At 39.3% G+C, this 12,709-nt stretch carries 16 protein-coding genes; 3 read left to right on the top strand and 13 right to left on the bottom strand.

The window, feature by feature from the left end:
- Window position 1 precedes the first annotated feature (1 nt).
- The 4 genes from LZD48_RS09805 to LZD48_RS09790 form a co-directional block, all read right to left on the bottom strand.
- The gene (locus LZD48_RS09805; RefSeq protein WP_498072165.1) at window positions 2–1,411 is read right to left on the bottom strand and encodes an ATP-dependent helicase ComFA; all 1,410 of its coding nucleotides are present in this window, start codon (window positions 1,409–1,411) and stop codon (window positions 2–4) included.
- Window positions 1,412–1,524: 113 nt separating this feature from the next.
- The gene (locus LZD48_RS09800; RefSeq protein ID WP_235762563.1) at window positions 1,525–2,367 is read right to left on the bottom strand and encodes a DegV family protein; all 843 of its coding nucleotides are present in this window, start codon (window positions 2,365–2,367) and stop codon (window positions 1,525–1,527) included.
- A 252-nt stretch (window positions 2,368–2,619) separates the two neighbouring features.
- Window positions 2,620–3,315, bottom strand: coding sequence for a response regulator (locus tag LZD48_RS09795; RefSeq protein ID WP_235762562.1), 696 nt, complete (start codon window positions 3,313–3,315; stop codon window positions 2,620–2,622).
- Between the two features lie 65 nt (window positions 3,316–3,380).
- Window positions 3,381–4,520, bottom strand: coding sequence for a sensor histidine kinase (locus LZD48_RS09790; protein WP_235762561.1), 1,140 nt, complete (start codon window positions 4,518–4,520; stop codon window positions 3,381–3,383).
- 168 nt (window positions 4,521–4,688) lie between these two features.
- On the opposite strand from LZD48_RS09790, the gene LZD48_RS09785 reads away from it, so the two are divergent.
- The gene (locus tag LZD48_RS09785; protein ID WP_235762560.1) at window positions 4,689–5,336 is read left to right on the top strand and encodes a YigZ family protein; all 648 of its coding nucleotides are present in this window, start codon (window positions 4,689–4,691) and stop codon (window positions 5,334–5,336) included.
- A 44-nt stretch (window positions 5,337–5,380) separates the two neighbouring features.
- Here the strand turns inward: LZD48_RS09785 and LZD48_RS09780 are convergent, their stop codons facing one another.
- From LZD48_RS09780 to LZD48_RS09740, 9 genes are all read right to left on the bottom strand, one after another.
- The gene (locus tag LZD48_RS09780; RefSeq protein ID WP_235762559.1) at window positions 5,381–5,536 is read right to left on the bottom strand and encodes a hypothetical protein; all 156 of its coding nucleotides are present in this window, start codon (window positions 5,534–5,536) and stop codon (window positions 5,381–5,383) included.
- Window positions 5,537–6,053: 517 nt separating this feature from the next.
- On the bottom strand, window positions 6,054–6,542 hold the full coding sequence (locus LZD48_RS09775; protein WP_235762558.1) for a VanZ family protein: 489 nt from the start codon (window positions 6,540–6,542) through the stop codon (window positions 6,054–6,056).
- A gap of 124 nt (window positions 6,543–6,666) precedes the next feature.
- Window positions 6,667–6,999 (bottom strand): helix-turn-helix domain-containing protein, encoded by a 333-nt coding sequence (locus LZD48_RS09770; RefSeq protein WP_235762557.1) that lies wholly within the window; start codon window positions 6,997–6,999, stop codon window positions 6,667–6,669.
- 61 nt (window positions 7,000–7,060) lie between these two features.
- The gene (gene sinI, locus LZD48_RS09765; protein ID WP_235762556.1) at window positions 7,061–7,195 is read right to left on the bottom strand and encodes a DNA-binding anti-repressor SinI; all 135 of its coding nucleotides are present in this window, start codon (window positions 7,193–7,195) and stop codon (window positions 7,061–7,063) included.
- A gap of 197 nt (window positions 7,196–7,392) precedes the next feature.
- A complete protein-coding gene (locus tag LZD48_RS09760) occupies window positions 7,393–8,052 on the bottom strand; it encodes an LPxTATN C-terminal sorting signal domain (RefSeq protein WP_235762555.1) in 660 nt (219 codons plus the stop codon).
- Between the two features lie 33 nt (window positions 8,053–8,085).
- Window positions 8,086–8,658 (bottom strand): signal peptidase I SipW, encoded by a 573-nt coding sequence (sipW, locus tag LZD48_RS09755; protein ID WP_235762630.1) that lies wholly within the window; start codon window positions 8,656–8,658, stop codon window positions 8,086–8,088.
- Window positions 8,642–9,079 carry a hypothetical protein gene (locus LZD48_RS09750; protein WP_235762554.1) on the bottom strand — a complete coding sequence of 146 codons (438 nt, stop codon included), beginning with the start codon at window positions 9,077–9,079 and terminating at the stop codon, window positions 8,642–8,644. The genes sipW and LZD48_RS09750 overlap by 17 nt, the downstream gene beginning before the upstream one ends.
- Window positions 9,080–9,113: 34 nt before the next feature.
- Window positions 9,114–9,788, bottom strand: coding sequence for a TasA family protein (locus LZD48_RS09745; RefSeq protein ID WP_235762553.1), 675 nt, complete (start codon window positions 9,786–9,788; stop codon window positions 9,114–9,116).
- The gene (locus LZD48_RS09740; protein ID WP_235762551.1) at window positions 9,775–10,470 is read right to left on the bottom strand and encodes a TasA family protein; all 696 of its coding nucleotides are present in this window, start codon (window positions 10,468–10,470) and stop codon (window positions 9,775–9,777) included. Before LZD48_RS09740 ends, LZD48_RS09745 begins: the two co-directional genes overlap by 14 nt.
- Window positions 10,471–10,888: 418 nt before the next feature.
- On the opposite strand from LZD48_RS09740, the gene srtD reads away from it, so the two are divergent.
- Window positions 10,889–11,488, top strand: coding sequence for a class D sortase, LPxTATN-specific (gene srtD / locus LZD48_RS09735; RefSeq protein ID WP_235762550.1), 600 nt, complete (start codon window positions 10,889–10,891; stop codon window positions 11,486–11,488).
- A gap of 216 nt (window positions 11,489–11,704) precedes the next feature.
- Complete coding sequence (locus LZD48_RS09730) at window positions 11,705–12,646, top strand: LCP family glycopolymer transferase (RefSeq protein WP_235762549.1); 942 nt, start codon at window positions 11,705–11,707, stop codon at window positions 12,644–12,646.
- Window positions 12,647–12,709: the final 63 nt, after the last annotated feature.

The raw sequence follows: 12,709 nt of genomic DNA, 5'->3' as shown, positions 1-12,709 counted from the left end.
ATTAAAAGCCTCCCCGCTTATTCATTTGCTTGATTGCATAAATTGCAGCAAGCATCGCCTCTGTTTTTCCGTCATGAAAAAATAGGACTTCCCCTGTCGGATCATTCGAATTTCTTCCTGCCCGGCCAGCAATTTGAACGAGAGCTGCTTCATCAAACACATCATGTCCAGCATCGAGGATTGCAACATCAACAGACGGAAAAGTTACTCCCCGTTCAAGGATTGTCGTCGTTAAGATAACTTTTAATGTTTTTTCGCGAAAAGACACGACTTTCCTTTCCCTGTCAGGGTCTGAGGCATGGACGGAACCGAGTTGATTAGGATGATGAATCAGCTTGTGCTTGAGCATTAAATTCGTTAATGGAGTTTTTAATTGACCAGCCCGTTCTACTGTCGGAACGAAGACTAGGAGCTGCCTTTTGGGATTTTGTCGGTTAAGAAGCCAGTAAAGGAGCGGATTAGAAGATTGCAATTTCGGGAGTTCTTTGTTTAGGGAATGCCACATTTTTAATTTAGGAACGGGCAGGGGATGACCGTGATAGCGAACAGGTACAAAAACATGTGTTAATTTACCACGGCGGATCTCAGCTTTCAAGTCTTCTCTAGGAGTCGCAGTTAGGTAAATTGTTGTACAATTTCGTTTGGCAGATCGTTTCTGGGCAAAGGGCAATGCTGGATCAGCATGAAAAGGAAAAGCATCGACTTCATCGATTATCATGACGTCAAAAGCTTTTTCATATCGGAGAAGTTGATGTGTTGTCGCGATGATAAGCTGTGCTTGTTTATGCTTATCTTTACTGCCGCCGTACAATGCTTGGATTGGAATATGCCGGAACGCTTTTTCCAGCCGGGGCTTTAGTTCCCGCACCACGTCTGCCCTGGGAGTAGCCAAACAAATGCGCATTCCCTCTTCAAGAGCTTTGGAGATTCCAGGGAAAAGCATTTCTGTTTTTCCTGCTCCGCAAACTGCCCAAGTCAGGATTTCTTTCTCTCTATTTGTAATTGCTTCTTTTATTCTTAGCGCTGCTTTTTCCTGGGCTCGGGTTAGTGTTCCTTCCCACGAGCAAGGATTTTTTTGTTTTGACCAAACTGCTGACGGGCCATTCCAATAATATAAGACATCACATTCCATCAGCCTTCCCATATCCATACAGTTTCTGCAATAAAAATGGGCTTTATTACATTTTTGACAGGGAATCTCAGCGAATTTCCGGGGAGTCTCATTGCCACAACGCATACACCGGGTACGAAGAAATGATTTGGTAAGAGCGGGCTTTGTTTTTAGAAGATTTCGAGAGAGGAGGAAGCGAGTCAGCTTGCGATCAATAGGGAGTTCTTCAAGTCGGAGCAGTTTACCATCTAAAGTAGAGGCTAATTCGGCGAGATCACGTTTTAATTTTTCTTGAATCAAAAGAATCTTCCTTTCTAAATAATATTAAATTTCAGTATATAATATCTCTTTTTAAAAAACAACAAAAAACAGCCTAATCCCTAAAGATAATAGACTGTTTCATGACAAGTTGCTTATTTCTCGTACCAGCCAACTCCAACGGCTTTTTCGCCGAGGTGGGTGCCGATAACCGGTCCGAAATAGGAGATGGAAGTTTCGATATTTGGAAACTTTTGATTGAAATCTCTTTCCAGGGCTCGTGCAGATTCTTCGTCATTCGCATGGATGAAGCAAACCTTCAAATCCTTCCCTTTTTCTGCTTCACTTTCAAGCATTCCAATAATGCGGTTAATTGCTTTTTTCCGTGTGCGGATTTTTTCAAATGGAACGATTAGTTTATCGACAAAATGGAGCACCGGTTTTACTTGCAGTAAGCTTCCAATGATTGCCTGGGCGTTTGATAGTCTTCCACCCCGAGTTAAATTCGTTAAATCATCCACCATAAAATATGCACGCATCGATTGCTTCATCTCATCCAGGCGTGCAATAATTTCTTCGGGTGTTTTATTTTCCTTACTAAGCTTCACAGCTTCATAGACATAGAAGGCTTGGACAAAGCAACTCGCTTCTGAATCATAAGCATATACATCTATACCTTCCACCATCTCACCTGCACTTAAAACAGTTTGAAATGTCCCACTGATCCCACTGGATAAATGGACGGAAATTACTGCATCGAAATCTTCGGCAAGTTGCTCTAGTTTCTCTGTGGCGTACCCAATAGATGGCTGGGATGTAGTTGGCAGTTCTTTATAATTCTTCAATTTCTCATAAAATTCTTCGGTTGTAATATCAATTTCCTCACGGTATGATGTATCATCAAACACGACGCTTAATGGCACCATATGAATGTTTAGCTCTTCACGGATTTTTTCCGGTATATAAGCTGTACTATCCGTCATGACAGCAATTTTCATCGTAACCTTCTCCTTATTCCATTTATTATTCAATTTCTGCAATCTGAAGCGGGTGGCTATTCCCTCTTCTATAACTCCATCTAAAAAATAACCGAAAGCAATTACAGATTCTGTTCATTTTAAAAAAAGCTTATTTACTATATTCCCGTATGTATGACCTATATTCTACATGAAAACCGGAAAAAATTCATTATTCATCAACTATTGTTTAACCAAACAAAGAGCCCCCGTTTTACCTGGGGCTCTTTAAGCTTACAATACTTCTACCCAACCTTTTTTAATCGCGGTTACGACGGCTTGGGTTCGGTCGTTAACATTCATTTTTTGTAAAATATTACTCACATGGTTCTTTACTGTCTTCTCACTTATATACAAGGTTTCTGCTACTGCGCGGTTGCTTTTACCGTCTGCAAGCAGCTGGAGCACCTGACATTCACGCTTCGTAAGCAAATGGAGTGGTTTATGATACTCAACGACCCTTTCACCTGCATCTGATGCAACGCTTTCCGTAGCAAGACGGCGGTACTCTTTCACTAGATTATGGGTAACTTTAGGGTGGAGGTAAGATCCGCCTTCACTGACGACACGGATTGCTTCGATTAAAGAATCGGAATCCATTTCCTTTAAAAGATACCCCGCGGCACCAGTTTTTAAAGCATGGGTAACATAAGCTTCATTATCATGGATCGATAAGATGATGACTTTCGTTTCCGGGAAGTAGCGAACTAAATCGCCTGTAGCTTCAATTCCATTAATATTGGGCATGTTGATGTCCATCAAGACAACATCTGGATTATTTTCCTTAACAAGCTTTGCTGCTTCAGTCCCGTCATCGCCCTCGGCAACGACTTCAAAGGATGATTCAAAATCTAGAATCCGCTTCACACCTTCGCGAAATAACTTATGGTCATCGATTAGTACAATTTTAATTACTTTGTCATTTGTCATCTGGACTTCCTCCCAAAAATCATTTAATTATCGATTTGTTTCTATTTGTGTAAAGTTCGGTTGTCTTATTCAGCTGCATCAGGAACGCGAATGATGACCGTCGTGCCTGCATTTGGTTCTGAACTGATGTCAATTTCACCGCTCAACATCTCCACTCTTTCCTTCATGCCGATAAGACCAAAAGAATTCTCTTTTTTTATATTTATATCGAATCCTTTTCCATTATCTTTAATAATCATGATGATACTTTTTTTCTGAATTTGTAATTTCACTTGAATAAGTGTCGGCTTGGCATGTTTAATTGCATTTTGAACCGATTCTTGCATTAACCGGAATAAAGCCACCTCATATTTATCATTTAACCGCTTTTCTTCCCCAATCAAGACAAAGTCAATATCGATTTGATGAAAATCAATGAGATTTGCAATATATTTCCGGATTGTTGGAATTAGTCCTAAATCATCAAGTGCCATCGGCCGTAGATCATAAATTATTTTTCTTACTTCATAGAGTGATGAACGGATCATTTTTCGTACACTTTGAAGCTCATTTACCGCTGCTTGAGCGGAACCTTCATTCAATACCCGCTCAATAATCTCAGAACGGAGGAGGATATTTGCAAGCATCTGAGCTGGTCCGTCATGTATCTCACGTGATAATCTTCTACGTTCTTCTTCCTGGGCTTCAATGATTTTCAGACCAAATGCCTGCTTTTCCTTGGCCGTTTCAATCATCTCATTAACCTGGTAGAGATCTTGTTCAAGATACTGTTCAACAACTGAGATTTTGCTTGTAATTCCTTCTGCTTTATTAATTGTATCATATAGATTAAGGAGTCTGCGCTCGATATCGTCGCGTTTTTTTCTTAGATCTGCTTCTTTGTCCCTGTACAGCGTCATCTGAGCTTGTAACCAGTGGGTTTCTTCATATGCTTGATGGATATCTTCTTCTGTAAAACGTACGAAATCTTTACTTACCTCCGCTAATCGTCTACGCGAGGCCCGCACGTTTAATTCCAAGCGGTCCCCCTCTTCTATGTACGTTATTACAAGTCTTTTTGTTTCCTCCAGTTCTGTTTTTAGGGTATCATATTCGTGACGAGCTTGTTCACTTATGTTGAAAATTTCATTCTTGCTACTCTTAACTACACGAATCATTTCATCGATGACCTGATCAATTGCTTTTTCACCGATATTGATCGACATCGTTACCACCACCCTATGTGTTATAATATACGCGATGCATTTCTATTTTCATGGGGTCTATTCCCTAGTTCCCTGTTTTCGGAACCTTTTACCTATTATTATCTACCGTTATGTAGTACACCATACAGGGATACTCGTGACCCAAGTATGATTGTAAGGAGTGATTCAATGCTATCACATTATTATACCGTAAAACAAGAAGGACAGGACGAAATAATCATACAGAAATCCCGTTTTATCGGTTACGTCCGGCGTGTCGAATCAGAAGAAGCAGCCCAAAGCTTCATACAGGAAATAAAGAAGAAACATTATGATGCCACCCATAACTGTTCATGTTATATGATTGGCGAAAATAATGAAATTCAGAAAGCAAATGATGATGGCGAGCCGAGTGGGACTGCCGGAGTACCCATGCTGGAAGTATTGAAAAAGCAAAATCTGAAGGATACTGCAGTAGTAGTGACCCGTTACTTTGGCGGGATTAAGTTAGGTGCAGGAGGTCTGATTCGTGCGTACGGAAATACGACAAGCCAGGCGATTAAAACGACCGGGATTGTAAAACGTGTTCTGATGCAAGGTGTTTCCGTCACAGTCGAGTATGGCATGCTTGGTAAACTGGAAAACGTTCTAAGACAATCTGACCATATACTGGAGACGATTAATTATCTGGAAAATGTAGAATTTATCGTTTATGTTGAAGTTGGGGAAAAAGATAATTTCATAGATTGGATGGTTGATTTAACGAGCGACCAGGCTGCTATCCACCTTACCGATCAAAAATATCTAGAAATCGAAGTAGAAAACACGACCGATTAAATATTCACAAAAAAAGCTGCATTCTTCATTAGAATGCAGCTTTTTTACTTGACTAAAGTGTGTTGTGATTTCACACCAATATTCGTTGTGAGTTCATTTATTAATGTGCGGATTAATTCTTCGGACGTTTGAATTTTTTCATTTTCAGTTGCATCGATCACTTTTCTTAACATGTTCTTGTATCGTTCTTGCTCACCCATAACTCTATTCCCGCCTTTTCATTGCAATTGATTCTAGTATTTTTGAAGTTCAGCCTCGTGATGCATTGTCAGTGTAAGCTTTCTCTAGAGGTCAGTGAATCAATGTTATAGCTTACGTTACGAACTTCATATTTTTTCTATCTTTTCATATAGGACATTATACAACTAAATTCATAGAGTTTCATCTTTTTTCGCGAAAATTTTTAAGGATTTTTAGGGAAAGCTTATAGTGTGTGTTCAAAAAGGAGGATAAAAAGGACCGAGGTCGGCTAAATAAGCAACGTCCTGTTGCAACGCCGACACTAGCACATCCTGTGCGTCGAAATTCGAGGCGGCGAAGCTCACGGCACCGGAATGTACGTTAGTAGGTACATGAGAAGCGGAAAAGCGAGCCAACGAGCTTCCACAGGAAGTGGTGAGTTCTACGTTGTCCACAGGACGTGGACGGACTTAGTAGAACCTCCCATTCACGAAGTGTCATTTTTACCGAACTTTTTGAACAACCTCTTATATAATACTATTTGGACCAGTTGATTTTACGAATAATAATCAAGAGAACTACAGCAATTAAACTACCCATACTATCAAGGAAAACATCCCCCATGTATGCGGTACGATTTGGGGTAAAGCCTTGATGAATTTCATCCATAATAGCATATGCAGCTGTCAGCAAAAAGGAAAGTAATACTTGGTTTTGAAAGCGCATCTCTGTTGTCTTGTCGAAAGCGAGCTTGAACAGAAGTGTAAGGATGAAAAAGACGAATACATGCGCACCTTTTCGAATAAAGAACTCAACAATCCCTTCCACACCGTGGGTTTCGATACTTACAATGGATTCGTTATATGTAAAGCGCACCTCATCTGCCAAAGGCTCCAAAAACTCCAAGTTAACAGATTCGCCTAGAAATGGCTTCATGTCTTGCTGTTCGTACGGTGTAGCAGAAGAATAGAAAATAATCCCCATCCATAAAATGGGAAACAACCAATACAAATATTTTTTATCCAATCTGGAAACGCTCCGATCCCTTCATTATTCGTTTATATTTTCATATGCAGTAAAAAAACCATAGTATAAGTTGATACCATGGTTTGCAGGTTGTCCATTAAGAACGTAGAACAAGATAAAATCTCTAATCCAACTCTTGTTCTTTTCTCCATTTATTAAATTCAAGATATTCCTTAAATTGTTTTTTGGATACTCCTGACTCCATTGCTTCTAACACAATCTCAAGCCATTCCCTGTCCAGATCCTCAATATCAACTTCATCACCATCATAGAGAAGTTCATTTATCGAAACACCTAAAGCTTCACTAACTTTCTCAATAAATTGAATGGATGGGTTTGTTTGCTTGTTTCGCTCAATCGAGCTCAAATATGATTTGGCTACCCCTGCTTTTTCTGCTAATTCTGATATAGACATCTTTTGTTCTGTTCTGAATGTTTTAATACGTTCACCAAGCAAACCCACTCACCTACTTTCAATCGAATTATATCATATAATAGGTGAGGCTTCTATCCTTTGTTTATTGTTTTAATAATTTCTTTTGCTCTTCAAGGAAAAAACGCACCTCTTCCGTCTTCAACCCTATTCCTTTTGCCTGTAAAATTAATAAGACCCACTCCATATCCACCTCTACCGCTCTTTCCGTTTTTTCCACTTTGCCGCCCCCTGTATAAATCCATCCCTTTTTTAAATGCTCCATCGCTTACCCGGTAACTAGGACAGATGAACTGTAAACGCTTGACCATTTACTAAGTCTATTATACTACAACATTGATTGAATAAATTGACTTCCTTTGTCGACTTTCCTTATTTGTGATACGGAAAGGCAGTGGAAAAATGTTGCAACTTGTTTCATCGTTGCAACCGTTTTTTTCTTTTGTTCGAGTAACCAATAATGCCTCCAATAAAAAGCAGAAATAAACCAATTAACAGGTAGGTAAATAAGTGAGTTGCGGTTCGTGGTAAAGGGAATCCGACTCCTTTACCATTACTGAATTGTGGCTTACCTTCCCCTTTCAGGGTAGCAGCACCCACACTTTCCTCTATAATCGCCTTTGCAGTAAACTCCAGATGGAATGCTGCGTTCAAACCTTGATATTCGTTTCCAAGCTCTTGGGGAAACTCTAAACCGAATTCAATGGTTTCTTCTGTATGGGATTTCAACGGCCGCTCGACTATTCCTTCGTAATCTTTTAGTTTCCCATAAAAGATAACTTCATCCAAATACATTACTCGCAATAATAATGCATCATATAAAGTTGGATCACCAGCATTATGCAGTTCCATCGTATAGGTGATGTCTTGGTTATGAATATTTTTGATGGCAAGTGTTCGGTAAGCGGCATCCCCTGGTTTCATATTTTCCAGTTGAAACAATACTTCATCTGGGTATCGTTCAATGGATACTTCTTTCGTAGCCGTATTCCCACTAACCGGATTTACCTCAAAGATCCAAAAACATAAAGTCAGCAGGAAAACGACAGGAACATGAATAAAAAGTCGTCGCTTCATAAACTTCTTCCTACCTTCCGAAACATTTGCCGTTTATTTTACTTCCGCTTGTTCATTCTCTTTCTTCATATCTAATCTCCGGATTACCAGTGTAATCGTAATAAATGAATACCCAACCATTAAGATGCCAGGAAGAATTAAAAATGCTAGCGCACCATTTGGAGACTGGGCAAAGGAAGCGATATAGCCAATATAGGGAATGGTGAACCCTTCGTAGCTTGCGATAACATTGGCAGCAAGAACCGGGTCTCGGTCCTGACCGTTATTATTATCTCCTTTTGTTATATACAGCGCGCCATCTGCAGATTGCTTCACGTCGATGATGCGGTGCGTAATACGTTTATCGTTCGTTTCCAAAAAAGTAATAACATCACCGACCTTAAGATTGTTTTTCTCTTGGTCTCGAAGTGTCTTAACAACAATAACAGAACCAGTTTGAATTTCCGGCTCCATGGAACCAGATAGCACTGTTTTCAGCTGGTATCCGGCAACCTCTGGCGCACCGCCCTGCATTTTCGTCATCATGACTAATCCAGCTACGGATACTAATAATACGATGAGTATCGTGGAAACGACGTGATTTAACCATTTAAATACTGTCTTCATTTTCACTTGCTCCTTCCTCCTCTTCTTCAGTTTCTTCTGGGGTAACGGACTCTTCGTTTTTCACTTCTTCTTCAGAATGTTGCTCTTTATCTTCTATTGTTTCTTCTTGTTCCTCCTCTTTCTCTCCCTCATCAGACTCCGTTTCTTCTATTGGGTTATCTGTCTCTTCATTTGGAGGTTCCTCTGTTACTTTCTCAGTTTGCTGCTCTTCTTCCATATTTTTTTCTTCATCGGCTTCCGCATCGATTTCTTCGTTTTCTGCATGGATGCTACTGATGACTTTATGATTCTCTGTGAAAACAGCACCGGTTGGCGCATTCATATAAGTTAAAGTGAATAACAGTAAATATGAGATTAGAATGAGCTTACTAATAAAGAAAAATAGGCGATAGGTATCTCTGAATTTTCTTAAGCGGGTCAATCTCACTTCCTTCTCCACCTTTTATTGGATTTCTTTAATCATCAGTCTGGATCGCTTCAAAAGTCCAAAGCAGATCTATTTTATTACCTTGGAATTCATTCTGCTTTTCCTTTGTTTTTTTAAATTCGAATTCAACATAAACTTGGACTGTCGAGGAATTGACAGCTATATTTTCCTTTAAGATTACTGGGGTTTTACTTAATTTTTCTAAAGACATTGGTTTCTTAAGAATATTTTTATTGTCCACTTCAATTTTTTTCAAGATGATTTGGTTAGCAAAGCCATTATTTTTCTTATTTCCTTCACGATTGTAGGTTGTATGTTTGGAGTGAAGGCTAATATCCCTCATATCAAGTGTCCCGTTATTTTTCATGCTGAAACTGTGACTGAATGTATCTCCCGGTTTTTTATTCTTAAATTCAAATAAAACACCCTCATTATTTACGTTGCCAATGTCCAAATCCATATAGCCGGATAGTATTTGATTTTCCGTATCGGTTGCATCACTGAAATATGCGATGGTTCCCCCGCTTATCAGTGCCATTCCAATTAAACCGGTCATGATCCCTATGATGAGATTCTTCTTTATATCCAAGAAATCCCCCCTAAATTGAGTGATGTAAAATCTTGACATTGAAGTGTTCATTATGTAGAAAGAGAAGAGGGTGGGGCCTCTTCTCTTCTTATATGAAAACTTATCTTTCTTCACCTTCTGTTTGGAATCCTTCAAATGTCCACTTTAAATCCAACTTAAGATTTTGAAGCTCATTTTGTGATTCTCCTGAGTCAACGAACTCAAACCTTACATCAAATGGAGCAGTTTCTCCCGGCTCTAAAGTTTTTATATTTTCGGTTGGAATGTCATTTTTCTCCCAATATCCTATCCAATCGAAAGGCCAAGGTAATAGGGGAATCCATTGTCTAATTGTTTCAATATCGATTTCTGTTAACAACTCTTCAATATCATCTTCAGTCATATTCACAAGCTGATTGACGGTAAGTTCGAAAATCACCTCATAAGGCTTATCGCCACCAGTATTTCTTAAAAATTGAACCATCATAGCATCACCATATGCCTCAGCTACACTTGCATCTACCGGCATATTATTTGATGCGTTTTTTACAGTATAATCTGTTTTTAAGGTCACACTCCCAATATCTAAGCTTCCGTCATTAAGTAGTCCAAATTCTTCTTGTATAGTATCCCCGGGTTTTAGATTGTCTAAATTTACAACAACTTCCGGAACAGATTCTAGTGAGAGTGTACCCGAAGCAAATGTATTCGTTTGCTCTGTAGTATCACTGAAATAAGCAAAAGTCCCCCCACCAATTAGCGCCATCCCTAACAATGCTGTTGCAATACCTGATGTTAATTTTTTCTTTAAGTTCATGTTTTGTTCCTCCTGTTTTTTGTTTTGTAGATTTCTACATCCCCTTATACTGTTTACCTTCCTTTATTGACCGTCCGCTTTTTTCCACATGACCCTCCTTTTGCTCTATGTAATGTCGTTCTTAATAATTATAATTTGTTCTTTTTAAAGAACAACACAACTAGAGTATAATTTGTTTTCTCAAAATAAGAAAACCTTAAAAACAGCCTTTCGTACTATATAAAGAACACTTTACTTGAAATACCTTCCATTTACTTTGTTTTAAATAGTTTTTTCTATTTCTGTCCTTCCCGCCTGAAACTTGATATATACTATAGTTGGAATTATTTTTCTAATAATGGATAGTCCGTACAAGGAGCTTTTAAATTTTGATTCATCACGCTATACTAAAGTTAACGCTTATAATGAGGTGGAACAGATGAAACTTCTCTCTTACTTGCTTATGATTGCGGGTATTGTTGTATTAGCTTTTAGTGGTTATCAGTGGTATGCAACTACGACAGCACAAAATGAAGCAACAGCAGAAGCCCAGGCAATGCTCAAAGAACGGGATACTGCCAACAAGGCAGAAGATTTTAATGCACAGGAGGTCGCAGAAGGGTATGATCCAGATATAGGTGAAACCGCTGGGATCCTGCATATTCCTGCGCTTGAAGCTGATTTACCAATTATTGAAGGAACTCATGAAGACGAGCTCGCTCGTGGTGTTGGTCATTACCGGGGAACGGCTTACCCTCTGCAAAATGAGCAAATTGTTCTTTCGGGGCACCGGGACACGGTCTTTCGTCGTATGGGCGAACTTGAAATAGGAGATCAGTTGGTTCTTAAGATGGATTACGGTGATTTCATTTATGAAATCAAAGAAACGAAAATCGTCGATGCAGATGACAGAACGATAATTGTTCCGCACGGTGAGGAAGTACTTACCCTTACTACGTGCTATCCCTTCAATTTTGTCGGCTATGCGCCAGACCGATATATCATGTACGCTTTCCCTGTAAAAGCTCAAGATGAATAAAGTCATCTCGGGCTTTTATTTTTCCTTGATAAGCGACATACTTCCACATATTTTACCAAATTCATGCAAGTTCTTATAGACGAAATGAACTAATTCGGCTATAATTTTATACAGTAAAAGTAACTGACAATTGTTTAAGGTCTATAGGGCCTGTTTTTTTAAAAAAACGCTTTCCCTGTTCATGGGGAACATTATACATAAGAGGAGAATTTACAAGTGGTAGCGAGAATGCAAAGAAGTAGTGGAAAAAAGAGACGTAAATGGCCATATTGGGTTGGTGGAATTTTATTACTGTTCATTATTACAATTGGAGGACTTGCTTTTTACGTATATAGTCAACTTGGCAGTGCTGTAGATACAATGCACACTCCGCTTGCAAGAGATGAAGACCCGGAGCGGCAAAAGGTAATCAAAGAAATATTTGATGAAAAAGCTTCTGTAAATATGTTATTGCTTGGAGTCGACGAACGGCCCGGGGATCAAGGAAGATCTGATACGATGATTCTAATGTCTTTGAATCCGAGGACAGACTCGATGATTATGTTAAGCATTCCACGGGATACATATGTTAATATTCCGACGCGTGGAATGGATAAAATTAACCACGCCTACGCTTTCGGCGGAGTGGAATTAGCCGTCCAAACGGTTGAAGAGGCATTCGATATCCCGGTTCATGTGTATTCACGCGTAAATATGGAAGGATTTAAACAGGGAATTGATGCAATTGGCGGAGTAACCGTGAATAATACGCAAAACTTCTCCCAAGGTGGTTCTAATTTTGCTGAAGGGGCGATTCACTTAAATGGAGAACAAGCACTTGATTACATCCGGATGCGAAAACAAGATCCACGTGGTGATATGGGACGGAATGATAGACAACGGGCGGTTATTACTGCTGCAATGAACAAAGGTGCAAGTTTCTCCAATATTACGAAATTCGGTGAGATTCTTGATATCCTTGGCGGCAACGTTCAGACCGACTTGGATATGCAAAAGATCCAAACCCTTTTCACTGGATATCTTGGAACAAGACATAATATTGAAACGCTTGAGATTGAAGGTTCTGGTTCAACCATTAATGGTATTTGGTACTATGTGGTGCCGGACTCAGAATTCAACAGAATTAATTCTGAAATTAGAAGTCATATGGAAGGTTAAAGAAAAACGCCAAGGGAGTTATTGTCCCTCGGCGTTTTTCTCTAATCACATTCATTTTACCCA

The sequence above is a fragment of the Oceanobacillus alkalisoli genome (genome assembly GCF_021556485.1).
GTDB classification, from domain to species: Bacteria; Bacillota; Bacilli; order Bacillales; family Amphibacillaceae; genus Oceanobacillus; species Oceanobacillus alkalisoli.
Note: the sequence above shows the minus strand (reverse complement) of the source record. Positions and strands in the feature narration are given on the sequence as shown.

What these genes read in the sequence shown, in the direction of transcription:
- LZD48_RS09800 (WP_235762563.1), bottom strand. Translation starts at nt 2,367, where the DNA reads ATGAAAATTGCTGTCATGACGGATAGTACAGCTTATATACCGGAAAAA.
- LZD48_RS09795 (WP_235762562.1), bottom strand. Translation starts at nt 3,315, where the DNA reads ATGACAAATGACAAAGTAATTAAAATTGTACTAATCGATGACCATAAG.
- LZD48_RS09790 (WP_235762561.1), bottom strand. Translation starts at nt 4,520, where the DNA reads ATGTCGATCAATATCGGTGAAAAAGCAATTGATCAGGTCATCGATGAA.
- LZD48_RS09785 (WP_235762560.1), top strand. Translation starts at nt 4,689, where the DNA reads ATGCTATCACATTATTATACCGTAAAACAAGAAGGACAGGACGAAATA.
- LZD48_RS09780 (WP_235762559.1), bottom strand. Translation starts at nt 5,536, where the DNA reads ATGGGTGAGCAAGAACGATACAAGAACATGTTAAGAAAAGTGATCGAT.
- LZD48_RS09760 (WP_235762555.1), bottom strand. Translation starts at nt 8,052, where the DNA reads ATGAAGCGACGACTTTTTATTCATGTTCCTGTCGTTTTCCTGCTGACT.
- sipW (WP_235762630.1), bottom strand. Translation starts at nt 8,658, where the DNA reads ATGAAGACAGTATTTAAATGGTTAAATCACGTCGTTTCCACGATACTC.
- LZD48_RS09740 (WP_235762551.1), bottom strand. Translation starts at nt 10,470, where the DNA reads ATGAACTTAAAGAAAAAATTAACATCAGGTATTGCAACAGCATTGTTA.
- srtD (WP_235762550.1), top strand. Translation starts at nt 10,889, where the DNA reads ATGAAACTTCTCTCTTACTTGCTTATGATTGCGGGTATTGTTGTATTA.